The organism is Aliidiomarina sp., assembly GCF_047920995.1.
In the GTDB taxonomy this organism is placed as follows: Bacteria; Pseudomonadota; Gammaproteobacteria; order Enterobacterales; family Alteromonadaceae; genus Aliidiomarina.
The window spans coordinates 1-23,842 of sequence record NZ_JBLRWZ010000005.1; the positions used below are offsets into that span (position 1 = coordinate 1).

Genomic DNA, 23,842 nt, shown 5'->3' on the forward strand with positions numbered 1-23,842 from the left:
GTTAATCGTTTGCGGCAAACCAAGATTCAATCGGGTAGTGTATTGTTAATGCAGGGCACTGCCGAAGCGTTAGCGCTATTTGCGGCTAATTATAGTTGTGTACCTCTTGCTGAGCGCACGGTGCGCGTGCCAAGTAAGCGTCGAGCGATGTACGCTTCGGGCATCATGATTAGTGCGGTAAGCTTAGCAGCAACAGGGGTTACTTCGGCTGCGGTAGCATTCGCAGCCGGTATGTTTGCGGTGATGGTGTTAAAAGTTATTCCACTGCGGCAAGTGTATGAGAACATTGATTGGTCGGTAGTGGTGTTACTGGCCGCATTAATTCCAGTGGCGATGGCAATGGAAAACACCGGTGCTGCAGATAGCTTGGTGAATTACGGCCTGTTGTTTCTCGCCGATAGCAGCCCCGCGATAATACTAACAATGCTGTTAATTATCACAACGCTACTTTCCAGTGTAATGAATAATGCTGCCACAGCCGCGGTAATGTGTCCGGTAGCTATAAGCACAGCAAACCAATTAAGCGCCAACCCAGATGCTTTTTTAATGGCTGTTGCTGTGGGCGCATCCTGTGCATTCTTAACACCGATTGCGCACCAAAATAACACCTTAATTTTGGGGCCTGGGGGCTTTAAATTTGCTGATTACTGGCAGCTGGGCTTGCCGTTAACTCTGGTGGTATTCGCAGTGGCTGTGCCTGCATTGTTATATTTCTGGCCTTTATAATTTACGGGTAGTGCTGTTAGGCTAATATTTTTATCATAATGTAACTTAATATTTGAAATTGGGAGTAGATATGCGCAAGGGAATTATTGCGGTTATAGCGATCGCGGTGGTAGTAGTGGGGTATGTAGTGGGAGTAATTACCACGAAACAGGCCACTTATAATGCCATTGAAAATTTGGTTGTGGAGATGGAGCGGCAAGAAAACGCACAGGTTGAAGCGCTTTGGCAAGATCAAAGCGCGCGTAGCGCTACGCTGTTGCTAAACGTTTCTGCCGATACCGGTATTCCAGATATGGGTGCCGTTATTTACACCGAAACCATCGATTTGCGGTACGGCTTTTTAAACACTAAATGGAGCGGTACGGGTGATTTCCAACTTGGTGAGCACACCGCCAGTGAAGCGTTATTCGCAGGCCAGCCATTAACTTCGGAAGGTGTAGTAAGTAGAGGTGGTTTACGGGTACGTTATTTGATGCCTGAACTGAACTATGAGATTGCATCTGGTTTGGTGTTTCATGCGAAGGCCTCAGAATCGGCTTTAATTATGGCCGGTGAGGATGTGCGTGTGCTGTTAAATGCGCCGGAATTTACCTTTAAAGGTGCAGAGGGAAATCATGCGGTAATTACGGGTATTAATATGAGCAGCGATACCCGTAATTTGCATGGCGAGATGTTCTCGAATGCGGGTATCTTCAGCATAGATTCGGTTGCACTTAACCTGCCAGACTTTGCAGAGCCTATCACTATCGAAGGAATTCGTAACACGTTTGAAGTGTTGCGCAAAGACGATGAGTTACAAGCGAAGGGCTCATTTGCGATAGCACAAGTAGATGGTGAGCCAGCAGTTCGAGGGTCTGGCCGAATCGAGTGGCTACTCGAGGGTATTGATTATCAGGCGTTCCGGGATCTGGAAGCGTTTATGCAATCCAATACACACCATACGCCTGATAGCGATTTGCAAGAACGCGTAGTGCGCGCGGCGCTACAAAGTGAACTGGTTACTTTGCGGTTAAACACGTTTGAGGCCGAAACCGAAAGCTGGGGAAGCTTGCGTTCGAATGGCGTACTTAGCTTAGATTTACGGGAGTTAAGTGCAGCAGAGCGGCAAACGTTAGTGTTAGGCACAGATTTAATGCCATACGCGCACATTGAAATGAATTTTGCAGAGTTACCGCCAATGTTGCAATTGATGGCGATGGCTATTTCTACCGATCCATTGCCATGGAAGTTAGAGTTCCGTAATAATGAAGTATGGGTAAATGGCGAGTTGCTTGATCTGAGCCAGATGCAATAATTGATCAATGTATTCGCAAGGCCGAGCAAGTTCGCTCGGCCTTTTTCTTTTGTAAATTCAGCACTTACAAATACGAGTATAAAGAAGCTAATTTTCAGATCAAAAAATGTTAAAAAAGATCGAATTTTGATCTGGTATTGGTTATTCAGTGTGCTAATCTACTTGACCCGATTGCGACATCGCGTACGGTTTTTCTTTCGGCATTCATTCCCTCCAGCACATATGTGCGCAATGAGTGTTGCGGTAACAGAAGGGCTGATACAAGCAAGATGGTTTGAGAAGTAGGCAATGTAAATACCCACTTCGACAAGGAAGTATAAATAACTTTCCACAATTGGGATTAAAGCTAAAAATAACAATGATAGGCTGTACGAGACCTGCTTTTCTCGCGTTATATCAATGATTTACTGAATTTGCATGCTGCTACTCATCGTTACGAGTATACGGCAGGCGGAGCTTTTCCCCACAGAGTTATCCACAGGTTGTTAGAGCCTAGCCCAGAAAAAAGTATTGGTTTTTAACCGACAAAATTGGCCTGTCTGCTAGCCCTGTGGCATTCTTATCTCATTCGAGTTTTGCTGTTCTACAACTAGGTTTATTAATTATGCAACGTATCCCGAAGCAGCCGTTTATATTGGTTGATGGTTCTTCCTATTTGTTTCGTGCGTATTATGCGCCACCGCATTTAACCAACTCTGCAGGTGAGCCAACCGGTGCTATTTACGGTGTGGTAAACATGTTGCGTAGCTTGTTAAAACAGTTTGAACCTACCCACATGGCGGTAGTGTTTGATGCTAAGGGCACTACGTTTCGCAACGATATGTATGAGGCGTATAAAGCGAACCGTCCGCCAATGCCAGACGATTTACGCAGCCAAATAGAACCGCTGCATAACATTATTCGCGCAATGGGCTTGCCGCTGATCTCAGTAGAAGGGGTTGAGGCCGACGACGTAATCGGTACTTTGGCTCAGCAAGCCGCAGCAGAAGGGCGCACGTGCTTAATTAGTACTGGCGACAAAGATATGGCGCAGTTGGTGAATGAGCATGTGATTTTAATTAACACCATGACCAACACCGTGCTTGATGAAGAAGCAGTGCCGGAGAAATACGGTGTGCGCCCAGATCAGATGATTGATTTTCTTGCGCTTATGGGTGATAGCTCAGATAACATTCCGGGATTGCCCGGCGTAGGTGAAAAAACGGCGCTGGCGATGCTGCAAGGAATGGGCAGTATTGCGGCAATGTTAGAAAATCCAGATAAATTAGCTGAATTAAGCTTTCGCGGGGCGAAATCAATGCCAGCGAAAATCCGCGAGCATGAAGAGATTTTGCTACTTTCACAGCAGCTAGCAACCATTAAGCTCGATGTAGCAATGGATTTGCAGCCTGCCGAGCTTACCTTAGCAGAACCAGACGATAGCAAACTTGCTGAGCTATATAAGCAATGCGAGTTTCGCCGTTGGCTTGCCGATTTATTAGAGAACGGTAATGCGCCAGAGCACAAAGGCAAGCCCGCCGGTAAAACCGCAGTGGTGGCGGCAGCCGCGGCGGCGCCAAACTCTGTAGATAAAGAGAGTGATAGCAGCTCTAGTTTTCCGCCAATCGATCGTGAAGCATACATCACCATCACCGATAAAAGCGTATTTGCCGAGTGGTTACAAAAGCTCGAGAATGCTGAGTATTATGCAATTGATACTGAAACTACCAGCCTGGATTACATGGATGCGGAACTGGTAGGAATTTCTTTTGCAACAGCCCCCGGTGAAGCAGCTTATGTGCCGTTAACCCATCAAGATTTAGATGGCCCTCAGCAACTAGAGCGCAATTGGGTGCTTGAACAAATGAAACCGCTGCTGGAGGATACGAAGCCGAAAAAAATTGGCCAGCACATTAAGTATGATATGCACATTTTCCGCACCTATGGCATTCATGTGCGCGGGATTTTGAATGATACGATGTTGTCATCTTATGTACTAAATAGCACTAGCTCACGCCATGATATGGATACCCTAGCGCTCACTCATTTAGGGCACAAAACCATCGCCTATGAAGAGGTAGCGGGCAAGGGCGCGAAGCAGAAGCGTTTTGATGAGGTGCCGATTGCGCAGGCCGCGCCTTACGCCGCAGAAGATGCCGATGTAACGCTGCGTTTGCATGAAGTATTGTGGCCGCGGGTAAAAAATGAAGGGCGCTTAATTGATGTGCTGCGCGACATTGAGTTACCGCTTATTCCGGTACTGGCAATGATGGAACGGTATGGTGTAAAAATAGACGCTGATCAGTTGGGCAAGCAAAGTGCTGAAATAACCAAAGAGCTAGCAGAAATTGAGAAAGATGCGTTTGAACTCGCGGGTGCACCATTTAATCTGAATTCTACCAAGCAGCTACAAACGATTTTGTTTGAGCAACTTGGCTTACCAGTAAAAAAGAAAACACCAAAAGGCGCTCCTTCTACCGCAGAAGAAGTATTGCAGGAGCTGGCGCTAGATTATCCATTACCCGAGCTTATTTTACGCCATCGCGGTATGGCGAAGTTAAAATCAACATACACCGATAAGCTTCCGCGCATGATTAAAGCGCGCACGGGCCGCATTCATACCTCTTACCATCAGGCTGTTACCGCTACTGGCCGGCTTTCCTCTACCGATCCGAATTTACAGAATATTCCAATTCGAAATGAGGCGGGAAGGCGTGTTCGTAAGGCCTTTGTTGCACCTGATGGCTATAAAATTGTAGCAATCGATTATAGCCAAATTGAGCTGCGCATCATGGCGCATATCTCGCAATCATCGGGTTTGGTGGAAGCCTTTGCCCGTGGCCGCGATATTCACAAAGCCACTGCAGCAGAAGTGTTTGGTGTGGCACTGGAAGAGGTTACCAGCGAGCAACGGCGGCGCGCGAAGGCGGTGAACTTTGGTTTGATTTATGGCATGTCGGCGTTTGGTTTAGCCCGGCAACTACATGTACCACAGCGCGATGCTCAGCATTATATGAATGTTTACTTCGAGCGTTTCCCTGGGGTGCAAGAGTATATGGAACGCACTCGGGAAACGGCGGCAAAACATGGCTATGTAGAAACCATTTGTGGCCGGCGTTTGTATCTACCGGAAATTAACTCCCGTAATGGTATGCGCCGAAAAGCGGCGGAGCGTGCAGCGATTAACGCACCAATGCAAGGCTCTGCTGCGGATATTATTAAGAAAGCAATGCTAGATGTAGCGCAGTGGCTAAAAGAGCCAGGTAATGTGGCCGAAGGCGATGTATTCCTTACCATGCAAGTGCACGATGAGCTGGTATTCGAAATACGCGAAGGCAAAGAGGCCCACTATATTGCTAAACTGGTGAACATTATGGAGCAAGCGGTAAGTTTAGATGTACCGTTAATTGCTGATGCCGGCGTGGGTGACAACTGGGATGAAGCACACTAAGTAGCGTTGCTGATTACTAATCATAACGTTGCGCAGTGCAGAGTTCCGAAATATTTGGGCAATAACAAAGAGCTCTTAGGAGCTTCTTGTTTTATATACGATTTTTTCTGTAAAGATTTTTGAACTTTCAATGCAGGGGCAACTCATAGTAAGTGAGCATATTGCTCTCCCAAGATGTTTTTCCCTGGACATCATTTGCCCCAACCTTTTGGTTGGGGCTTTTTATTTTTTTGTTGCCAGTTTTTTATTTCCGGCAATCTATTTCTAGTAAAGGCCGTTGATGTATTGCGAAAGAATCTCGATATCACGGTCGGTTAAACGTGAAGCGATGTCGCGCATCATGCCGTTTGGATCATTGTTACGATTACCGGAGCGGAACTGCTTCAGTTGGTCTGCAGTATACTTTGCGTGTTGGCCTTGTAACATTGGAAATGCTGCTAAGCCCATACCAAAGCCGCCTGGGCCATGGCAAGCTGCGCACGAAGTAATGCCGCGCTCTGTATCACCGCCAAGGAATAAGCGTTGTGCTTCAGTAACGATATCTTCGTCTACAGAGCCCAGCGCATGTTCTTGCGCAGAGTAAAAAGCAGCAAGATCATAAATATCTTGGTCGCTAAGATTGATGGCTTGATCTGCCATTAATATATTGTGGCGGCCGCTTTCACCGTTAGTTTGCGCACCTAACCGGTAATCCATTAACTGCTTCACCAGATATTTGTTGTGCTGGCCAGCAATGTTAGGGAAATCACCAGTAGCACTGTTTCCCGTTTGCCCATGGCATGCCGCACAGGTAACGGATTTCTCTTGGCCAGCTTCGGCATCGCCAGTAAGGCGCTCGTTCGAGCCGGAGGCCATTGCTGCGCCACTGGCGAACAACATCAAACCACATAGAATCGCGAGTTTATTCATGATCTCTCTTCTCTGTATCTTTTTTGTATTCGGCTGGGCCATAGCCCGGGAAAATTCAAGGTCCTATTTTACACGATTCTCGCTATGATGAAATGCCTGAATCACCGATCATGGTTGGCTATATAGCGTGAATCGTTCATAATGTGCGTCCTTCCTGAGTAATTGAGGTTTAATGTGAGTACTAGCACCCTGCATTTTCAGAACGCGCAATTTGTTACAAGCGCCCCGGATATACGCCATTTACCTGCCGATGAAGGCTTGGAAGTAGCATTTGCCGGCCGTTCGAATGCTGGAAAATCCAGTGCCCTGAATGTGCTTACACGACAAAGAGGCTTGGCGCGTATAAGTAAAACGCCTGGGCGCACGCAACAGATCAATGTATTTAGTTTGGATGATAATCGCAGATTAATCGATTTACCCGGTTATGGTTTCGCGAAAGTGCCGCTGGAAATGAAAATGAAGTGGCAAGAAGCGCTTTCCGAGTACTTGGAAAAGCGCAATTGTTTGCGCGGTTTAGTAGTGTTGATGGATATTCGCCATCCAATGAAAGATCTTGATCAAGAGCTGATTCATTGGGCCGTAGAGAGCAACTTACCGGTATTGGTAGTACTTACCAAAGCGGATAAATTAAAAAGCGGTGCTCGCAAAGCCACGTTGATGCAAATTCAAGAAGCGATTCCCGGTTTTGGCGGGGATGTGTCGATTATTACCTTTTCATCACTGAATAAATCGGGTTTACCCGAGCTCGAGAAAAAGCTGCATGAATGGTATGCCATGCCCTTGGTAACCGAAAATGATGACACCCCAGCACCTAACGCCGATGAGCCAGAGAGTTAATGACCCAAGAGTTATTGAAACACCCGTTGGTGAATGAGCAGTATGCACCGAGCACTTGGGCAAAACTATTTTTACTCGCGTTAATTTGGGGGAGCTCGTTTTGGCTGATCAAAGTGGGTTTGGTAACCTTTACCCCTACTGAAGTAGCCGCCATTCGTTTGGCTGCAGCGGCCGCATTTCTCGCCCCCTTTGCGCTTGTGCGCATTACCCGTGTGCGGCGCAGGCAATGGCCAGTAATCCTTTCTGTGGGCCTCACCGGAAGCTTGTTGCCAGCATTCTTATTTGCCCTAGCGCAAACGCGGATCGATAGTGGTGTAACTGGTGCTTTAAATGCACTCACGCCGCTGTTTACGCTGATTATTGGTGCCGTTATTTTTCGCCAGTGGGTTACCGGCCGCACAGTATTAGGCTTATTGATTGGCTTATGTGGCACGTTAATGTTGGTGTTATTAAATGCTACTGGGCAGCTCACTTTAAATGGCTACGCTTTGTTTATTGTACTGGCTACGTTTTGCTATGGCGCCAACCTAAACCTGATTAAAACGTATTTGCCAGATCAAAGCCCGCTCACTATTACCGGGGTTTCCTTGCTAATGGTGCTGCCGGTAGCAATTTGGTATTTGGCTGGGCCCGGTGAGGTAGGTGCGAAACTTGAAGGTTCCGCGGCGTGGGGCTCGTTAGCTGCGGTGGTGGTACTAGGGGTTTTGGGTACCGCACTGGCGCTCATCTTGTTTAATCACCTTGTACAAATTGCCACTACCGTATTTGCGAGTTCGGTAACCTATTTGATTCCGATAGTTGCAATGACCCTAGGCGCATTAAGCGGCGAACGTATCGGTGTATTCCAAATTGCCGGTATGGGGTTAATTTTGTTCGGTGTTTGGTTGGCCAATAGAAAGCCCAGCATAAAGCCGGGCTTATAAAGGAATAAGGCGAGAGCGGGTTAGCCTTCGGCTAATTCCGCGGCAATCCACTGATGAATTTGATTCTCTAAGGTTGCCAATGGAATGCTGCCGTTACGCAACACTTGGTAATGAAACTCTCGTACATCAAAGTTTTCACCTAACGCCGCTTCAGCTTCTGCCCGTAACCGCTTAATGGTTAAATCACCAAGCTTGTACGATAGCGCTTGCCCAGGCCAGCTGATGTAACGATCGATTTCAGTGTTCACATTGTGCAGTGAAAGCGCCGTATTACTGCCTAGGAAATCTACCGCGCGCTCTCGGCTCCAATCGAACGCATGCATCCCCGTATCTACTACTAAGCGCGCTGCCCGCCACATTTCATAAGTTAAACGGCCAAAGTTGCTGTAAGGGTCTTGATAGAACCCTGCCTCGATACCTAAGTATTCAGCGTACAAGCCCCAACCTTCACCAAATGCGGAAATGTAGGTAGAGCGCCGATATCCTGGCATATCTTCCATTTCTGCTGCCAGTGAAATCTGTAAATGATGGCCGGGAACGCCTTCATGCAAGGTAAGTGCCTCAAGTTCATATAGCGGCCGTGTATCTAATGCGTAGGTATTCACCCAGTATTCACCTGGCTCATCATCACGATTAGAGCCAGAATAGCGCCCTTGCGTATAGTTTGGCGCGATCTCTGCCGGTACCGGCACTACCGCGTAGGGCGTGCGAGGCAAGTGATTAAAGAGTTTCGGTAGCGCGCCATCGGCACGCTTGGCAATATATGCTGCTTCTTTTAGGAGCTCTTCCGGCGTATCTACATAGAACTGCGGGTCTGTGCGCAGGAAATGAATAAATTCTGCGAACGAGCCTTCAAAGCCTACTTCGTCAATTACATCCTGCATTTCAGCGCGAATACGAGCCACTTCTGCGAGGCCGATATTGTGGATTTCTTCGGCACTAATATCCAAGGTGGTGTAATGTTTTACTCGATTGGCGTAAAACGCCTCGCCATTCGGTAGGTTGGTAGCCGCAATATCATCGGGTGCGTTCGGAATGTATTCATTTACTAAGAAATCATGGAAATCCATAAATGCTGGGTTTACCACGGTAGCAATTAACGTTTGTAACTCTAAATCAAGATTAGCAAAAACCTCATCCGCTAAACGATTTTGCGCCTCTCGCGCTGGGCGATAGAACACGCTTTCGGTGGGATCCATGGTTACGTAGGCTTCAACCCCCGCAGGGAAGTTTGCCAACACCACCTTAGGTTGTGCCATACCGATAGCAAGGCCTTGCCGCATATGTTCCGTTTGCTGCGCTAACCAATCAGGAACCTGCTGCAATAACTGCAAATAGGTGTTTACATCTTCTGCGCGATTGATGCGGATACTGTTGGCAATACCAGCCATACGGTTGTGCGGGCCGGTTTCATTCGTAAGGGGCCGCAGGTACATGTTGAATTCGTAATCAGAAAGCATGTTGCGTAATGCATACAAGATCATATCGCGGTTGATGCGATTTTCTTCAGTTAATGATTCTGGGCTAATGCTTTCTATTTCTTCATAGAAGTTCAGACGCGCTTGGTAGCGCTCTGTTAACGCGGCAGGGCTAATATCTCGCAACGTTGCTCGATCTTGGTTGGCTCCGTAGCTCCATGCTGCATCTGCAAGTTCAGTGAAACGAGCGTTGGCCTGTTGAGTAGTTGCTTCAGTTGTTGAAGTGGATTCTGGCGCACTTTGGCATGCCGTTAGTAGCACTAATGAGCAAGCGATGGCGGCAAAAAGCGGGTTAATGCGCATGCTATTTTCCTCGGTAATACAAAAAGTACACCCATTTTGCATACTATGGGGATGCTTTACCAGCCATTACAGCGCGCTTTTACTACGCTTTATGGAATAAAAACCATAACAAAAATAATATTTCTGTTGACATTTATCACTTAAAAGCATAAAAAATATTTTTTTAGATCAAGAAAGTTGTTGCGAAACCATCTCATTCACGTAATCTTAACGCCGTTATCTCCTTGCGTTTGCCGTGAGGAACGCAATCAGCAAGGGCTAAGCATTAGCAAATAAGAAAAATAATAGAGTAATGCATATTAAATAGAATATCAGGCAATTGTTACAAAGCTGTGATATCTTCCCAGTAAATAATGCTGAGCAAGACAGTAGTAAAAGGGAATAATAAAAACGCTAAGAAGCGAACCAACAGTAAGTTAAAAACAAAAAATAAGAACAACAAATAAGAATAATAATAAAAAATATTTTGGGATAGCAATACGCGCTTACATCATAGTTAGCATTGGTTAAACAATTGGTTTAACCATAAGCATTAACATCAAGCAGGAAAAAATTTCTCACTGATAAAAAGTTGCACTAGTAAGGTGCAGATAAAAAGAAGTGGGGTTATACGGAATAAAAATAAAAAGCATATGGAATAAGCGATAATCAATCTCATCTTCACCCTGGGGGGTGCGCGAGATACAAATCAGGGCGATGGTTTTCATCGCCTTTTTTATTGCCTGCGATTTCGCTTCCGGCCAATATGGGCTATGATCTACAGATACTCTCGTAATACCATTGAAAGGCCTATCCAGCATGACTCGAATGAAGAAAACCCGTAAATCTGGGCCATTAGCAGCAAAAAAAGCTGATCGAAAACCTACCCCAAGCGTATCCACGCCTAAGCAGAAAGAAAAAGGCAAAGGCCGGGCAGCCGGAAGCCGATATTCTGGCGAGCAAAAACAAAACCAAGCGGAATCAGTGCGCACCCAAGGTGATGCCCGTGTGGGTAGTAAAACTCCCGTGCCGCTTACGGTGGCAAAGAAGCCGCAGAGTGCGAAGCAAGAGTTTGCGGAACTAGAGAACAATAGCCGCTTACAAACGCTGTTAGAGCAAATGGAAAATGGCGAGATTTTGAAGAAAGCAGATCAGCAATGGGTAGATGTGCAATTAGCGCGGTACCAAGAGTTGGCTGAACAGCTGGGCATTGATTTAGATGCTGAAGACGAAGATGACGATGATTTTGAGTATGATTTTAACGAGAGTGATATTCTCGATGATGAAGATGTTTCGTCCTGATAGCGCAGATTTGTTAGTGAGCGTTAACATCTTACGGATGTGGTAATAGGAGATCGTTTTGCTTACCTGGATTTTTATAATAGTTGGAATAGTGGTAATTGCTGCATTAAGTATCTATGCAGGGATTTTACTGGCGAGAGTGCGGGTACAGAGTAAAGCGCTTGCGAAAAATGAACGTAAGCGCATGCATTACTTACATGAAAGCATTGAAACTATCGCCAAAGCGATGCAACAAGAGCAGTGCCCATACTCGGAGGGCTGTATTCGTATCGCCGTATTGTTGGATAACTTGCCAAATGCTGAAGCGAACGATTTCGCGGCTCGTTGGCCGGTGATTCACGAAATGTACGAGCGTATTAAGCATATGCCCACCCATGAGGCAAGAAAGGAATATCCGAAACAGGAGATTCGCAAGCTTGATCGTGAACGAGAAGCTTATGAGGTGGAATTACAAGAAGGCATTCAAACAGACGTTATTACCTTGATTGCCTGGGTAAAAGAAGAGCGCGCCCGTTCATAAGGCGCGCTTTTTACTCAGTTTTATTTACGCCAAAAAGCGAGTTACCGTTGCGCATGCCGAAGCGGCTAGGGCAGGCGGTATGCCACGCCATCTTTCATTACTAAGCTCATGCTTTTCAAGCGCTCAATATCATCTAGTGGATTACCTTGTACGCCAACGATATCTGCGTATTTCCCTACCTCAATACTGCCGATAACATTATCTGCGCCTAGTAAGCGTGCTGCCGACATAGTAGCAGAGCGGATAGCGGCCAATGGCGGCATGCCAGCTTCTACCATGTAGGTGAACTCACGGGCATTTTCGCCATGATCGAATACACCTGCATCGGTACCGAAGGCGATGTTTACTCCAGCTGCGTATGCACGGCCAAATGTACCTTGAATGAGCGGCCCAATAGTGCGTGCTTTCGCGCGTACTTGCTCTGGAAAATACCCTTCAATTTCTGCTCTATCGGCAACACTGCGACCGGCGGTAATGGTGGGAACATACCAAGTGCCATGTTCTCTCATTAGCGCGAATACTTCATCGTCCATATAGGTGCCATGCTCAATGGAATCTACACCCGCTTTAATAGCGCGAATCATGCCATCTTTGCCATGCGCATGCACGGCAACACGCATGCCATAATCGTGCGCTGCGGCAACAATAGCAGCTAGCTCATCATCCATGAACTGCGGGTTATCGCCACTCGCTGCGAGGCTTAATACACCACCTGTTGCGGTAAGTTTGATTAGATCCGCGCCTTCCTGATATCGGGCTCGAACAGCTTGGCGTGCTGAATCTACACCATTCACAACACCTTCCATTGGGCCGGGGGTTGCCGTTAAGCCAGGCCGCATGCCATTGCTTGGATCTGCATGACCACCGGTGGTAGCGAGAGATTTAGCAGCAGTATAGATACGTGGGCCAATCACGGTACCGCCATTGATAGCGCGCTTTAATGCCACGCTCACGGCAAAACTATCGCCCAAATCACGCACCGTGGTAAAACCAGCCTGAAGGGTTATTTCGGCAAAGTGCTGCGCACGATAGGCTACATCAGCTTCGCGCATGGTAAAGCGATGCATGTATGAACCGGGTTCAGATTGCGAGGTAAGGTGCGTATGCATATCGATAAAACCTGGCATCACTGTGCCATTCCGCATGTCGATTACGGTATCGTTGGCACTGGCGCGGGTGAAACCACTTTCGATGGCGGTAATTTTGTTGTTTGCCACCCGAATCGTAACGTTTTCTTGCACTGCGTTATCGGTACCATCGATCAACCGACCGGCATGAATAAGTGTATCCGGGGCGGCGATACTACTGGCAGCCATGCCGGTAATCAGTGCCGCTGTGATACTGAGCTTTCGAACGAGGTGTTGCATGATGTTTCTCCCAACAGTTGTGGTGTATTGGCGCCTTATTTTTTGCAATTACGCCGTTTATTTTGCGTCCTGCGTAGGATTATTGTCAGCTTCCTTCACCAATCCCCTTGTTAACCGTTATACTAAGCACCAAATTAGTAGAAAGTAAATTCTTACCTGCAGTGAGATTCGCCTATGTTATTCCGAGGTATTCGGGAAGATATCGCCAGTGTGTATGAACGTGATCCAGCCGCACGGCACTTCTTTGAAGTGCTCACCAACTATCCTGGTTTACATGCGATTTGGATACATCGTATAAGCCACCGGCTATGGCAGTTGCGTTTGCGTTGGTTAGCGCGGTGGATATCCACGATTGCACGTTGGCTTACCGGTGTGGAAATTCACCCCGGTGCTCGCATTGGCCGCCGGTTTTTTATTGACCATGGTATGGGTGTAGTAATCGGTGAAACCGCTGAAATAGGCGATGATTGTACGCTCTATCACGGGGTAACCTTAGGTGGCACCAGCTGGAAAGCTGGCAAGCGCCATCCAACCTTGGCAAATGGCGTGGTGATCGGCGCTGGCGCTAAAGTATTAGGGCCACTACAGATTGGCGAGAATGCCCGGATAGGCTCGAACTCGGTGGTGGTGCGTGATGTGCCAGCAGGGGTAACCGTAGTGGGTATTCCTGGCCGTATCGTGGCGAGCCAGCCACAACCGCCAAACGATGATCGCAACCATGTAGAAGATAAGCGTGAGGCCATCGCCAAAAAGTATGGTTTTGATGCGTACGCAGTATCTACGGACAATCCTGATCCAGTGGCAACCTCTATCGGCCGCATGCTAGACCATATGCATGTGCTAGATGAGCGCGTGGTAGAAATGTGTAAAGCAATCAACCGCATGGGCGGTGATGTATGCAGTGATGTGCCAAAAATAGAATTAGAAACCGATGATTTCGTTGCTGCCGAGCGAGCGGCGGCGGAACAGCGCTCAACGCCCGACGCAGAGGCAGATGCAAGCGCACGTGCGAAGAGTAGTGCGAAAAAAGCCAAGAGCAAATCGCGAAGCGACGCTGATAAAAAATAGGATGTAGTATGGATAATAGCCACATAATTTTTCCGAATCCGGTGTTTACGAATAATGCTGCAAGTATCGGCAACACGCCGCTAGTGCAGCTTTCGCGAGTGCTTCCTTCAGGCGCAGCAGCCAATGTGTTTGCGAAGATTGAAAGCCGCAACCCAGGCGGCAGCGTAAAAGATCGGATTAGCGTGAGCTTAATCGAACAAGCTGAACAAGATGGTTTGCTGCAGCCAGGCAAGATATTGATTGAAGCAACCTCGGGCAATACCGGCATTGGCCTAGCCTCTGTTGCTGCGGCCAAAGGCCACCCCATTACGATTGTAATGCCGCGCTCTGCAAGCCTAGAGCGGCGTAAATTAATGAAAGCGCTGGGCGCTGACATCGTGTTAACGCCGGCAGAGAATGGCATGAAAGGCGCGCAAGCGAAAATAGCTGCAATGATGGCGGCGGAGCCGGAAAAGTACGTGTATTTAAAGCAGTTTGATAATCCAGCGAATCCGGCAATTCATGAGCGCACCACAGGCCCAGAAATTGATGTAGCCCTGCAGGGTAATGTAGATGTTTTTGTTGCGGGTGTAGGTACCGGCGGCACCATTACCGGGGTAGCGCGGTATTTTGGCAAAAAAAATAAAGGGCAGAACAAAGAAGTGCATATGTGGGCAGTGGAAGCGGCTGATTCACCGCTTATTGCACAAACCCTTGCCGGCGAAGAGCTTACGCATACACCGCATAAAATTCAGGGTATTAGCGCTGGGTTTGTGCCGGCAAATTTAGATTTGCAGTTACTTACTGGCACCCAGCAAGTTAGTAATGAAGAAGCTTATGCCATGGCACATCGCTTAATGCGTGAAGAAGGTATTTTAGCCGGTATTTCTTCGGGTGCGGCAGTAGTGGCTGCAGCTCGGTTGGCGGTTCGCCCGGAATACCAAGGCAAAAATATTGTGGTGATTTTGCCAAGCTCGGCGGAACGTTATTTGAGCACACCGTTATTTAAAGATATTTTCACTGAGCAGGAGCTAGAGCCGTAAGGCAATGGTAGCCTCTTCGAGCGATTAAAAAATCCCGCCGATAAAAGCTATCGCGCGGGATTTTTAATGTTTGCGAGTAATGTTTGCAAGTAATGTTTTCTAGCTACTTTTTCGTAGTTACCCGAATGCGCGGCTTGTCCTTAGTGGCGGTTTTCATCGCCTCTAATTCTTCTTCGGTTTCTAAACCACTGCGCAAGCGGTGGGTATCGGCGTCGTAACGGTTAAACAACTCATCTTTTACGGTGTTTACCCAAATTGGCACGCCAACAAAGTAACCAGCTCGGCCAATAGCATGAGCTGCAACCGGTGCGGTAATTAAAATAAACATAATTACCGCAAGCGCCTTGGCCATTACCACTAAATCACCAAAATGCAGCATTACCGCAATCATCATTAACGCTACACCAAGCGCACCTGCTTTGGTGCTGGCATGCATGCGCGTAAGCAAATCAGGTAAGCGTAAAATACCAATGGCGGCTACCAGCGTGAAGATGCCACTGGTAAGCATAAAGAGTGCAATAATCCAATTTACAACGGTATCAATCATCGCGTGGGCCTCCACGTTCTAAGAATCGGGCAAAGCCAATGGCGGCCAAAAACGCTGTTAGCGCGCCAACAATCGCAACATCAATAAAACTGGAACGATCGGTAAAGATGGCATAGGTACCCGCCATTGCTACTACTACTGTTGCTAGTAACTCGAGGGCCACAACTCGATCTGGCAAGCTAGGGCCTATTAACAAGCGGATAAAAATCAGCAGCATCGATACGCTGAGCAAGCCGAATGCAATCAAATAAATAATTTCCACGTAACGCTACTCCTCTGGATTAGCGCAGGATTTCAAGAACCCGGCGCTCCATATCTTGCAAACTATCGCGTAGTTCTTGTTCGTTATCTAAGAACATAGCGTGGATAAACAACACCCGGCGATCATCGGAAACATCCAAACTTAGGGTGCCAGGTGTTAGTGAAATAATATTGGCCACCATAGTAATTTCTAACTCGGTTTTGGCCTCGAGTGGCATGGCAATTACACCTGGCTTCATGTGCCATACCGGGGTAATAATATCGAACGCTACGGTTAGGTTCGCCACTACCAACTCTTTGGCAAAAAACGCCAAAAAACGCAATAAGCGCGGCAGCCGGCGGGTATAACCGCGTAACGAAGGCATTTGCCGCTGCATGATACCAAGTACTGCATAGCCCACCAATAAGCCGAATAAGATGTTGATGCCACCTACATCACCGGTAAGTACTACCCAGGTGATTGCGAGCAGCAGGTTCCACATAAATCCTGTCATTGGCCACCTCCTAGCACAGCATCAATATACCCTTGCGGATTCAATAATTGCTGTGCCGAATATTCGGCGAATTCGTAAATCGGCTGGCCATGCAAACCGATAAATAAGGTACAGGCACCGAGTAACACAACCGGAATGTACAACACTACTAACGAGCCCGAGGTTTTTCCGGCGGTTAGCGCTGTATCATCCACGCCTTTCGGTAACTTCTTCCAGAATACTTCTGCCCATATCTTAATCATTGAGTATAGGGTAAGTAAGCCCACCAGTAGCGCAATGAAGGTTACTACCCATGCGCTAGCCTCTACACCGGCGCGAATAATAATGAATTTGGCGAAGAACCCGGATAGTGGCGGAATACCAGCTAATGATAGTGCAGGTATCAGAAACAGCACGCTTAAGAATGGCCGCGCTTTATACATGCCACCGAGCTTCTTTAAATCATAAGTGCCGAGTAATCGGTGGGTGATACCACTAATCAGGAACAGATTCGTTTTCACGATAATGTGGTGCATGATGTAGAACACCCCACCAATCAGGGCGAGTGGTGTAAATAAGGCCAAACCCAATATCATATAGCCGATTTGGCTCACAATATGGAAAGAGAGTATGCGCCGGAACTCAAATTGCGCTGCTGCGCCGAGCACGCCGGTAAGCATTGTACCTGCGGCTACCCATAGCAGTAACTCATGAGTAAACTCAGGTGCTTGGTTGAATATCAGCGTAAATACGCGGAACAACGCATACACACCTACTTTGGTAAGTAAGCCCGCGAACAATGCGGATACGGCCACTGGCCCGGTGTGATATGAAGCGGGTAACCAGAAGAACAATGGAAACGCAGCCGCTTTAATACCGAAGGCGATAAGGAACATCACCGCAATTACATCAATTAAGCCCGGGTTCTCTGCAGAACCTAGCTTCACTGCGATATCGGCCATGTTTAAGGTGCCAACTAGGCCGTATAGCAAACCAATTGCGCTAAGGAAAATAGCCGATGAAACCAAGTTTAAGGTTACATACTTAACCGCACCTTCCATCTGCGCGCGCTCACCACCTAAGATGAGTAGCGCAAACGAAGCCACCAGCATTACTTCAAACCATACGTATAGGTTGAAAATATCGCCGGTAAGAAACGAGCCACATACACCCGCTAACAGCAGATGCATTAGCGGATAATAGCCGAAGCGCTCATGGCTAGGGGAAGCAGAGGCCAATGAATAAATCGCAATTGCCACGGCCATCATGCCGGTGAGAACCACCATAATGGCACTCAGCATATCGGCAACTAAAGTAATGCCAAATGGCGCCACCCAGTTGCCCATGTGCATTACTACATGGCCTTCATTCAGTACACTTACGAGCAACCAGATACTTGCTGCTAAAATCGCTAAACTGCCCACCAAGGATAAAGCGCGTTGAATGGCGTTGTAACGCCAGAACATTACACATAACGCACCGGTAAGTAGTGGAACAACAATGGGTAATCCTACTGCAAAACTCACGTATCGGTATCCTTCATCTGGTCCAAGTTATCGGTACGAAGTATGTTATACGCCCGGTGAATCAGAACTACGGCAAATGCCAGTACCCCGAATGCAATTACAATTGCGGTTAGAATCAGTGCCTGCGGCAACGGATCGGCCACGATTCCATCGGGAATTGTAGATCCTTCTGGAATTAACGGTGGCGCGCCTCTGGTCATGCCGGCAGAGGTAAATATTAACAGGTTGGCTGCGTTCGATAGCAGCATTAAGCCGATTACTAGCTTTACAATACTGCGCCGCAACATCATGTAAATTGCGGCTGCATACATGAGGCCAACCGCAATGGCCATAATTGGTTCCATTTCTGCCTCCGTTAGCGTTCTTCAGCTTCAGTTAATGCAATCATCATGAGCATTACCGAGCCGAACACAGTGAGATACACGCCAATATCAAAAATTAGCGGAGTGGATAACTTAATTTCAGTGCCGCCTGGTAACATTACCGGCCACCATTGTGCGGTTAAGAATGGTTGGCCTTGTAACACCGCGGGAAATACTGAAATCATGCCGATAAATAAGCCAGCACCAATCAAGTTGCGCGGGTCTACACGCATTAAATCGCGGGTTACTGCCGAACCAAAGGTAAATAGATAGAGCGTAAAGGCACCCGCAGCAACCAGCCCAGCAATAAATCCGCCACCGGGTTCGTTATGGCCACGAAGTAATAAAAAAACTGAAAATAGCAATTGGAGCGGCACTAAAAACCGTGCCGCCGCATGCAATATCAGCGTTCCTGGTTTCATCATGAGCGGGGCTCCTTATTATCACTTTCTTGGTCTTCGCCATTTTGTTCATCGCGATCGATGGTATAGGGATCTTCATCCTCTTCATCATCGCTATCGTTATCAGAGCTTGCGGTTACAATATTTTGCTCTTCCAGCATTTTCTGATGAATCTCTTCTAGCGAATGCACGATGTCTTTTTCGTTCAGCTCTTTCTTCGGCAAAATTAGCGTACCGGCATAGTGGTTTGCGCCAGGTGATGTTTCTGGGTTGAATTTAATCATCGCGTAAACGCCCATGGCGGCAAGCGCTAATACAAATATCTCGCCTAAGGTATCGAGTGCACGATAATCAACCAAAATAACATTCACGATATTGCGGCCGTGCGCCAGCGGATAGCTGTTCTCAATCATGTAGCCAGAGATCGGTTCGAAGAGCTGCACATCAATGGTGATCATGATCAGGAAGGTAATTAGCACCCCGGCAAGCAGCGCTACTGCAGCATCACGAATACGCTCGCGCGTGGTAGAGATATTCGAGAAGCTCGGTAATCGGAACAACACCAATACAAGTAGAATCACGGTAAGCGTTTCGATGAGTATTTGCGTTATACCTAAATCAGGTGCGCTAAATAGAATAAAGATTAACGCCACGCTAAAACCTACAGCGCCCATTGCCGCAACCGAACCCAACCGCGAATGGGTTAAACATGCCGCGCAAGCTGCAGCCACCAAGATACCCACGGCTATGAGCTCATGGAAATACAAGCTTACATCCCAATTCCAATGCAACTGATAGCGAGTAATGAGGGTGAAGCCGGTAACGCCTACAAATACCAACACAATGGTGCGCATATAGTTACGCATAGAACCATTTTGCAGTTTGCGGGTTTGCCACTCGGCCACCCACACAATGGCATCCATAAACCAGAAGTAACCGCGTTCCGGACCGCGCGCCACAAGGGGGTCTAGCACTTTCATTCTGCTGCGCACAGCATCCCAGTACTTAAACAGTACTAAACCTACCGCAATACTGATGGCTGAAAGCAAGAGTGGCAAATTCAAACCATGCCAAAGGGCTAAGTAGCCTTCTACAGTGAAGCCTGCAACCGCATTTGATGCTGGTTGGGTAATCCAGCCGCCAGCAAGGGCGGGCATTAACCCTGCGAGTAAAGAAAGAATAACTAATATTACTGGGCCAATTAACATTGCTAATGGTGGCTCATGAATTTTTTCACGCTCTTTCGGTGCTTTGAAGGCGCCAAAGAAAGGCCGTAAGGCAATCACCGAAGCCACGGTAACAACAAAGATAGAAGCAACCATTACCAATACATAAATGAAACTATGGAAGGCGCCATCTAGCATGGATTCGAGTAATAATTCCTTGGCAACAAAGCCGAATAAAGGCGGAATACCCGCGAGTGAAAGTGCCGCCACACCCACCAACAATGCGGTAAGGGGTAAATTTTTACGTAAACCCCCAAGCTCAGTAACATCGCGGCTACCAGCCTCGTGATCTACGATACCGGCCAGCATAAAAAGAGCCCCTTTGTACAAGGAGTGGGCAAGCAAATAAGCTGCAAACGCTAGCATGGCAAGTTCAGTGCCGATTCCTAATAGCAGGGTTAGCGTACCCAGCGCCATTACCGTTGAGTAGGCCAGTAGCTTCTTCAAATCGGTACTGCGAATGGCCATGAATGCCCCGGTAAACATGGTTACCGCACCGAAGGTAGTAAGCACTACAATCCATAATTGCGTGCCACCTAGCTCAGGTTGCAACCGAGCTAATAAATAAATTCCCGCTTTTACCATGGTTGCAGAGTGTAAGTAAGCACTTACTGGCGTTGGCGCTGCCATTGCATTGGGCAACCAGAAATGGAATGGGAATTGCGCAGATTTGGTAAATGCGCCTAACAATACGCAAATGAGCATCGCACTGTAAAGGTGGTGCTGGTTAATGGCACTTGAAGAGCTCAGTATTTCTTGTATAGAGAAGGAGCCGGCCATCATGCCCAGCATGGCGAAGCCAGCTAACAAGGCTAAACCACCGGCCACGGTAACGATCAAACCTTGCAAAGCCGCCTTTCGGGCTTCTGCGCTTTGGTGATTAAAACCGATCAACAAATACGAGGTGATACTGGTAAGTTCCCAAAATACAAACAGGGTAATGAGATTATCAGCTAGCACTAAGCCCAGCATTGAACCCATGAATGCCAGTAATACCACTAAAAAGCGATTCTGCGCTGCATTGCCTTTTAGATAGGCGCCTGCATAGAGCACAACAAAGGTACCGATACCGCATATAAGTAATGCGAACATCAACGATAAACCATCAAGCACCATGGTAAACGAGATGTCTAATCCAGGAACCCACTGGAACTCCTGTACTAAAGTTGCGCCAGCGGCAACCTCAGGAATGTGCATCGCAAACCAAACGGTTAGTGCTGCTGGTACTAATGCCATTAAATACGCAGTGCGATGTTGATGACGCACGAATAACCAAGGCGTAAATAATGCTGCAAGATAGATCACCAATACGGCGAGTTGCATGCTTGTTCCTCTTCAGCCCAACAAAAAATCAATAAGTTAGCGCAATTCTATACGAACGGATTTGCTAATTTAGCACAAATAATGAATTCCAGTGAAGTGAACTCGACGCGAAGTATCTGAAATTTAGCCCACTCTAACGGCTTACACACGAAATTTGAGCGCTTCGGTAGTGCCTATTTAGCTGTTAGAATGCGCCGCAGATTTTCGGCTCATTTCTTTTAAGGTAGTACAGCGAAATGGATAAAAGTGATTACAAAAGCTGGCAAGCCGCTTTTGAACGTTTACGTAGTAATAAGGTGTTCGAGCTGGTAGTGGTAGTGATTATCGTGTTTTCTGCCCTTGTAGTGGGAGCAAAAACCTACGAAGAAACCACACGCTTTACGCGCATTATGGATGTGCTCGATTGGGCAGTAACCATTTTCTTCGTGGTAGAAATTGCCATTCGCATGCTGGCTGAGCGGCGCTTGGTAAACTTCTTTAAATCCGGCTGGAATATCTTCGATTTTGTGATTGTGGTGGCGAGCTTAATACCTGTAGATGGCGGGCAAAGCATATTACTTGCCCGTTTATTGCGCGTATTCCGAGTATTACGTTTGGTATCCATTGTTCCTGAACTGCGCATGTTGATGAACGCCTTCTTAAAGGCATTGCCGCGCATGGGCTATGTAGCTTTGTTCATGTTTATCATTTTCTATATTTACGGTGCAGTGGGCAGCTTCATCTTCCGCGATATCAACCCGTTTTACTGGGAAAATATTACTACGGCGATGCTTACTCTGTTCCGTGTGGCCACGTTTGAAAGCTGGACCTCGATTATGTACGAAACCATGGAAGTACATGCGTGGAGCTGGCTGTATTACATTAGCTTTATTTTTCTCAGTGCCTTTATCTTTTTAAACATGATGATAGGTATCGTGTTAGAAGTAATGCAAAAGGAGAGTGCAGCACTGTCTTTAGAATCAGGAGAGGGCGAGGCAGCTGATATTCACTGGCTACGTGAGCATGTAGCAGAGCTGCAGGAGCAGATTGGTGCGATTCATGCACATGTGTTGGCTACGAGTAATAGCAAAGTAGGCACTGAAGATTAGCGAATGTAGGTTTTCGATATATGCCGGAATGTATCGGTTCCGGCTTGCTCTAACCATTCAAAAATAACCATTTCTACACTTACAATGTGCGCGCCCAACGCGGCCATGCGCTGTAACGCTAACTCTCTATTGGCGGGATGGCGAGAGCCTACCGCTTCCGCAACAACAAACACTTGGTAATCGGCTGCGAGTAAATCGAGTACAGTTTGCAGAACGCATACATGAGCTTCAGTACCCATCACCACAAGTTGCTGCCGCCCTGAATCGGCGATGTGGCTACTGAAATCACTTTCTCGGCAAGCACTGAAGTGAATTTTCTCGAATAATGTGGCCTGCGCAAGATGTGTTTGCAATGCGGCAACAGTAGTACCGATACCTTGTGGATATTGCTCAGTAAAAACCCGCGGCACCTGCAACTCTGCTGCAACCTGCAGTAGTTTATCGGCGGCGGCAATGAGATCATCGGCGGCATGAATTGCGGGCGCTAAACGACCTTGAATATCAATGGTAAGCAATACGCTATGATCGCGAGAAATAGTGTGGCGCTGGTGGGCAAACGTGCTCATGGCAAGCTCCCTGCTAGGCTTTGGAATTTACTCGGGGAATCGATTTTTTCGATTGGCCGTCTGGGCCATATAAACTTGACCCTGCGGCATCACGAAGAATATTCAGCATTTGCTGATTGTGTTGTAAGCGGTGTTGAATAAGTTGGCCATTGAGAACATTTAAATTAGCCACTTGCTCTGTGGTGGCAATTAAATCTTGCCATACCGGTTCACAGCCAGCATCCGCTGCGGCTTGTTCGGCACCTTCGCGGTTCATACTATAACCTAGCTTTTGTTGGGCATTACGGCGGGAAATTTCAGATTGTTCTAATTCGGCAAACAATGCTTGCTTGCGTTGCGCGAGCTCGGTAAGGCGCTCACCATCAATTTTACCTTCGCCCAACAAGCTTTGCTCGCTTCGCAACAGCGTTACCATTTCGTTTAAGCGCTCTAATTGCTGCTGCAAGTGATTCTGTAAACTCATGCTGGTTTGCCTTTTAAACTGCTGGGCGATGCGCCCGCTCTACGGGCACCTTACTGGCGTAAACCTTATTGATCAAGCATCTCACGAACGCTATCAATAAGGCTGTCGGCAATCTTGTCGGCACGAATGTCCAACTTGCCATCGCGAATAGCTTGCTTAAGCTCGTCTACCCGCGCCATATCAATATCTTGGCTGGTGTTTTCTAGCGCTTGGCTAAAGTGAGTAACCGCAGCAGGGCCCGCCGCAGGCGTTTGGCTCGTTGCCGCAGCTGAACTTTTACTCGATGTTTTGCTTTGCTCATGCTGGTTCGATACGGGCAAAGGCTGCATGCCATTGATTTTCAAAACATTCCCCTTAGGTGTTTGTGGGTATACAACGATTATCGGCACAATGAATAAAAACTTTAGCAATAAACCGGCTAAAAAGCAGCCAATTCGCGCATTGTTTT

23 protein-coding genes are annotated in these 23,842 nt (G+C 47.4%); 10 read left to right on the forward strand and 13 right to left on the reverse strand.

Features of this window, described 5'->3' with window-relative positions; translation table 11 throughout:
- The 3 genes from ACNA7P_RS02250 to polA form a co-directional block, all read left to right on the forward strand.
- On the forward strand, positions 1 to 726 hold a 726-nt coding region (locus ACNA7P_RS02250; protein WP_416256978.1), incomplete at its 5' end, for an SLC13 family permease.
- A 70-nt stretch (positions 727 to 796) separates the two neighbouring features.
- Complete coding sequence (locus ACNA7P_RS02255; protein ID WP_416256979.1) at positions 797 to 2,020, forward strand: DUF945 family protein; 1,224 nt, start codon at positions 797 to 799, stop codon at positions 2,018 to 2,020.
- Between the two features lie 604 nt (positions 2,021 to 2,624).
- Complete coding sequence (gene polA, locus ACNA7P_RS02260; RefSeq protein ID WP_416256980.1) at positions 2,625 to 5,450, forward strand: DNA polymerase I; 2,826 nt, start codon at positions 2,625 to 2,627, stop codon at positions 5,448 to 5,450.
- A gap of 264 nt (positions 5,451 to 5,714) precedes the next feature.
- On the opposite strand, the gene ACNA7P_RS02265 is transcribed toward polA, so the two are convergent.
- The gene (locus tag ACNA7P_RS02265; protein WP_416256981.1) at positions 5,715 to 6,359 is read right to left on the reverse strand and encodes a c-type cytochrome; all 645 of its coding nucleotides are present in this window, start codon (positions 6,357 to 6,359) and stop codon (positions 5,715 to 5,717) included.
- Positions 6,360 to 6,533: 174 nt separating this feature from the next.
- Here ACNA7P_RS02265 and yihA point away from each other — a divergent pair, with 174 nt between their 5' ends.
- A complete protein-coding gene (gene yihA / locus ACNA7P_RS02270) occupies positions 6,534 to 7,196 on the forward strand; it encodes a ribosome biogenesis GTP-binding protein YihA/YsxC (RefSeq protein WP_416256982.1) in 663 nt (220 codons plus the stop codon).
- Positions 7,196 to 8,119, forward strand: a complete 924-nt coding sequence (locus ACNA7P_RS02275; RefSeq protein ID WP_416256983.1) for a DMT family transporter — start codon at positions 7,196 to 7,198, stop codon at positions 8,117 to 8,119. The genes yihA and ACNA7P_RS02275 overlap by 1 nt, the downstream gene beginning before the upstream one ends.
- Before the next feature lie 20 nt (positions 8,120 to 8,139).
- On the opposite strand, the gene ACNA7P_RS02280 is transcribed toward ACNA7P_RS02275, so the two are convergent.
- Positions 8,140 to 9,900 (reverse strand): DUF885 domain-containing protein, encoded by a 1,761-nt coding sequence (locus ACNA7P_RS02280; protein ID WP_416256984.1) that lies wholly within the window; start codon positions 9,898 to 9,900, stop codon positions 8,140 to 8,142.
- Between the two features lie 798 nt (positions 9,901 to 10,698).
- Between ACNA7P_RS02280 and yihI the strand changes: the two genes are divergently transcribed.
- Both yihI and ACNA7P_RS02290 read left to right on the forward strand, forming a co-directional pair.
- Positions 10,699 to 11,181: a Der GTPase-activating protein YihI gene (yihI, locus tag ACNA7P_RS02285; protein ID WP_416256985.1), complete on the forward strand. Its 483-nt coding sequence runs from the start codon at positions 10,699 to 10,701 to the stop codon at positions 11,179 to 11,181.
- Between the two features lie 58 nt (positions 11,182 to 11,239).
- Positions 11,240 to 11,701 carry a DUF2489 domain-containing protein gene (locus tag ACNA7P_RS02290; protein ID WP_416256986.1) on the forward strand — a complete coding sequence of 154 codons (462 nt, stop codon included), beginning with the start codon at positions 11,240 to 11,242 and terminating at the stop codon, positions 11,699 to 11,701.
- Positions 11,702 to 11,766: 65 nt separating this feature from the next.
- On the opposite strand, the gene ACNA7P_RS02295 is transcribed toward ACNA7P_RS02290, so the two are convergent.
- A complete protein-coding gene (locus ACNA7P_RS02295) occupies positions 11,767 to 13,068 on the reverse strand; it encodes an amidohydrolase family protein (RefSeq protein ID WP_416256987.1) in 1,302 nt (433 codons plus the stop codon).
- Between the two features lie 174 nt (positions 13,069 to 13,242).
- On the opposite strand from ACNA7P_RS02295, the gene cysE reads away from it, so the two are divergent.
- Both cysE and cysK read left to right on the forward strand, forming a co-directional pair.
- A complete protein-coding gene (gene cysE / locus ACNA7P_RS02300; RefSeq protein ID WP_416256988.1) occupies positions 13,243 to 14,136 on the forward strand; it encodes a serine O-acetyltransferase in 894 nt (297 codons plus the stop codon).
- Between the two features lie 8 nt (positions 14,137 to 14,144).
- Positions 14,145 to 15,158 carry a cysteine synthase A gene (gene cysK / locus ACNA7P_RS02305; RefSeq protein ID WP_416256989.1) on the forward strand — a complete coding sequence of 338 codons (1,014 nt, stop codon included), beginning with the start codon at positions 14,145 to 14,147 and terminating at the stop codon, positions 15,156 to 15,158.
- Between the two features lie 103 nt (positions 15,159 to 15,261).
- On the opposite strand, the gene mnhG is transcribed toward cysK, so the two are convergent.
- From mnhG to ACNA7P_RS02340, 7 genes are read right to left on the reverse strand one after another with little or no spacing between them, the layout of a single operon-like run.
- Positions 15,262 to 15,705: a monovalent cation/H(+) antiporter subunit G gene (gene mnhG / locus ACNA7P_RS02310; protein WP_416256990.1), complete on the reverse strand. Its 444-nt coding sequence runs from the start codon at positions 15,703 to 15,705 to the stop codon at positions 15,262 to 15,264.
- On the reverse strand, positions 15,698 to 15,967 hold the full coding sequence (locus ACNA7P_RS02315) for a monovalent cation/H+ antiporter complex subunit F (protein ID WP_416256991.1): 270 nt from the start codon (positions 15,965 to 15,967) through the stop codon (positions 15,698 to 15,700). Before ACNA7P_RS02315 ends, mnhG begins: the two co-directional genes overlap by 8 nt.
- Before the next feature lie 19 nt (positions 15,968 to 15,986).
- A complete protein-coding gene (locus tag ACNA7P_RS02320) occupies positions 15,987 to 16,460 on the reverse strand; it encodes a Na+/H+ antiporter subunit E (RefSeq protein ID WP_416256992.1) in 474 nt (157 codons plus the stop codon).
- On the reverse strand, positions 16,457 to 17,965 hold the full coding sequence (locus tag ACNA7P_RS02325) for a Na+/H+ antiporter subunit D (RefSeq protein ID WP_416256993.1): 1,509 nt from the start codon (positions 17,963 to 17,965) through the stop codon (positions 16,457 to 16,459). Before ACNA7P_RS02325 ends, ACNA7P_RS02320 begins: the two co-directional genes overlap by 4 nt.
- A complete protein-coding gene (locus tag ACNA7P_RS02330; protein ID WP_416256994.1) occupies positions 17,962 to 18,309 on the reverse strand; it encodes a Na+/H+ antiporter subunit C in 348 nt (115 codons plus the stop codon). Before ACNA7P_RS02330 ends, ACNA7P_RS02325 begins: the two co-directional genes overlap by 4 nt.
- An 11-nt stretch (positions 18,310 to 18,320) precedes the next feature.
- Positions 18,321 to 18,752 carry a Na+/H+ antiporter subunit B gene (locus tag ACNA7P_RS02335; RefSeq protein ID WP_416256995.1) on the reverse strand — a complete coding sequence of 144 codons (432 nt, stop codon included), beginning with the start codon at positions 18,750 to 18,752 and terminating at the stop codon, positions 18,321 to 18,323.
- On the reverse strand, positions 18,749 to 21,277 hold the full coding sequence (locus ACNA7P_RS02340) for a putative monovalent cation/H+ antiporter subunit A (RefSeq protein ID WP_416256996.1): 2,529 nt from the start codon (positions 21,275 to 21,277) through the stop codon (positions 18,749 to 18,751). Before ACNA7P_RS02340 ends, ACNA7P_RS02335 begins: the two co-directional genes overlap by 4 nt.
- A gap of 236 nt (positions 21,278 to 21,513) precedes the next feature.
- Here ACNA7P_RS02340 and ACNA7P_RS02345 point away from each other — a divergent pair, with 236 nt between their 5' ends.
- Positions 21,514 to 22,365, forward strand: a complete 852-nt coding sequence (locus ACNA7P_RS02345) for an ion transporter (protein WP_416256997.1) — start codon at positions 21,514 to 21,516, stop codon at positions 22,363 to 22,365.
- On the opposite strand, the gene ACNA7P_RS02350 is transcribed toward ACNA7P_RS02345, so the two are convergent.
- The 3 genes from ACNA7P_RS02350 to flgM all read right to left on the reverse strand — a co-directional run bounded on the left by ACNA7P_RS02350 (position 22,362) and on the right by flgM (position 23,738).
- The gene (locus ACNA7P_RS02350; RefSeq protein WP_416256998.1) at positions 22,362 to 22,931 is read right to left on the reverse strand and encodes a hydrolase; all 570 of its coding nucleotides are present in this window, start codon (positions 22,929 to 22,931) and stop codon (positions 22,362 to 22,364) included. The two genes, ACNA7P_RS02345 and ACNA7P_RS02350, sit on opposite strands and share 4 nt — an antisense overlap.
- A 13-nt stretch (positions 22,932 to 22,944) precedes the next feature.
- Positions 22,945 to 23,394, reverse strand: a complete 450-nt coding sequence (locus ACNA7P_RS02355) for a flagella synthesis protein FlgN (protein ID WP_416256999.1) — start codon at positions 23,392 to 23,394, stop codon at positions 22,945 to 22,947.
- Between the two features lie 65 nt (positions 23,395 to 23,459).
- Complete coding sequence (gene flgM, locus ACNA7P_RS02360; RefSeq protein WP_416257000.1) at positions 23,460 to 23,738, reverse strand: flagellar biosynthesis anti-sigma factor FlgM; 279 nt, start codon at positions 23,736 to 23,738, stop codon at positions 23,460 to 23,462.
- Positions 23,739 to 23,842 lie beyond the last annotated feature (104 nt).

Excerpts from the sequence above, each read along its gene's own strand:
- cysK (WP_416256989.1), top strand. The coding sequence starts at position 14,145 with ATGGATAATAGCCACATAATTTTTCCGAATCCGGTGTTTACGAATAAT.
- ACNA7P_RS02350 (WP_416256998.1), bottom strand. The coding sequence starts at position 22,931 with ATGAGCACGTTTGCCCACCAGCGCCACACTATTTCTCGCGATCATAGC.
- ACNA7P_RS02320 (WP_416256992.1), bottom strand. The coding sequence starts at position 16,460 with ATGACAGGATTTATGTGGAACCTGCTGCTCGCAATCACCTGGGTAGTA.
- mnhG (WP_416256990.1), bottom strand. The coding sequence starts at position 15,705 with ATGATTGATACCGTTGTAAATTGGATTATTGCACTCTTTATGCTTACC.
- yihI (WP_416256985.1), top strand. The coding sequence starts at position 10,699 with ATGACTCGAATGAAGAAAACCCGTAAATCTGGGCCATTAGCAGCAAAA.
- ACNA7P_RS02275 (WP_416256983.1), top strand. The coding sequence starts at position 7,196 with ATGACCCAAGAGTTATTGAAACACCCGTTGGTGAATGAGCAGTATGCA.
- cysE (WP_416256988.1), top strand. The coding sequence starts at position 13,243 with ATGTTATTCCGAGGTATTCGGGAAGATATCGCCAGTGTGTATGAACGT.
- ACNA7P_RS02330 (WP_416256994.1), bottom strand. The coding sequence starts at position 18,309 with ATGGAACCAATTATGGCCATTGCGGTTGGCCTCATGTATGCAGCCGCA.
- ACNA7P_RS02345 (WP_416256997.1), top strand. The coding sequence starts at position 21,514 with ATGGATAAAAGTGATTACAAAAGCTGGCAAGCCGCTTTTGAACGTTTA.
- ACNA7P_RS02280 (WP_416256984.1), bottom strand. The coding sequence starts at position 9,900 with ATGCGCATTAACCCGCTTTTTGCCGCCATCGCTTGCTCATTAGTGCTA.
- ACNA7P_RS02335 (WP_416256995.1), bottom strand. The coding sequence starts at position 18,752 with ATGATGAAACCAGGAACGCTGATATTGCATGCGGCGGCACGGTTTTTA.
- ACNA7P_RS02340 (WP_416256996.1), bottom strand. The coding sequence starts at position 21,277 with ATGCAACTCGCCGTATTGGTGATCTATCTTGCAGCATTATTTACGCCT.
- ACNA7P_RS02255 (WP_416256979.1), top strand. The coding sequence starts at position 797 with ATGCGCAAGGGAATTATTGCGGTTATAGCGATCGCGGTGGTAGTAGTG.
- ACNA7P_RS02355 (WP_416256999.1), bottom strand. The coding sequence starts at position 23,394 with ATGAGTTTACAGAATCACTTGCAGCAGCAATTAGAGCGCTTAAACGAA.
- polA (WP_416256980.1), top strand. The coding sequence starts at position 2,625 with ATGCAACGTATCCCGAAGCAGCCGTTTATATTGGTTGATGGTTCTTCC.
- ACNA7P_RS02265 (WP_416256981.1), bottom strand. The coding sequence starts at position 6,359 with ATGAATAAACTCGCGATTCTATGTGGTTTGATGTTGTTCGCCAGTGGC.
- ACNA7P_RS02295 (WP_416256987.1), bottom strand. The coding sequence starts at position 13,068 with ATGCAACACCTCGTTCGAAAGCTCAGTATCACAGCGGCACTGATTACC.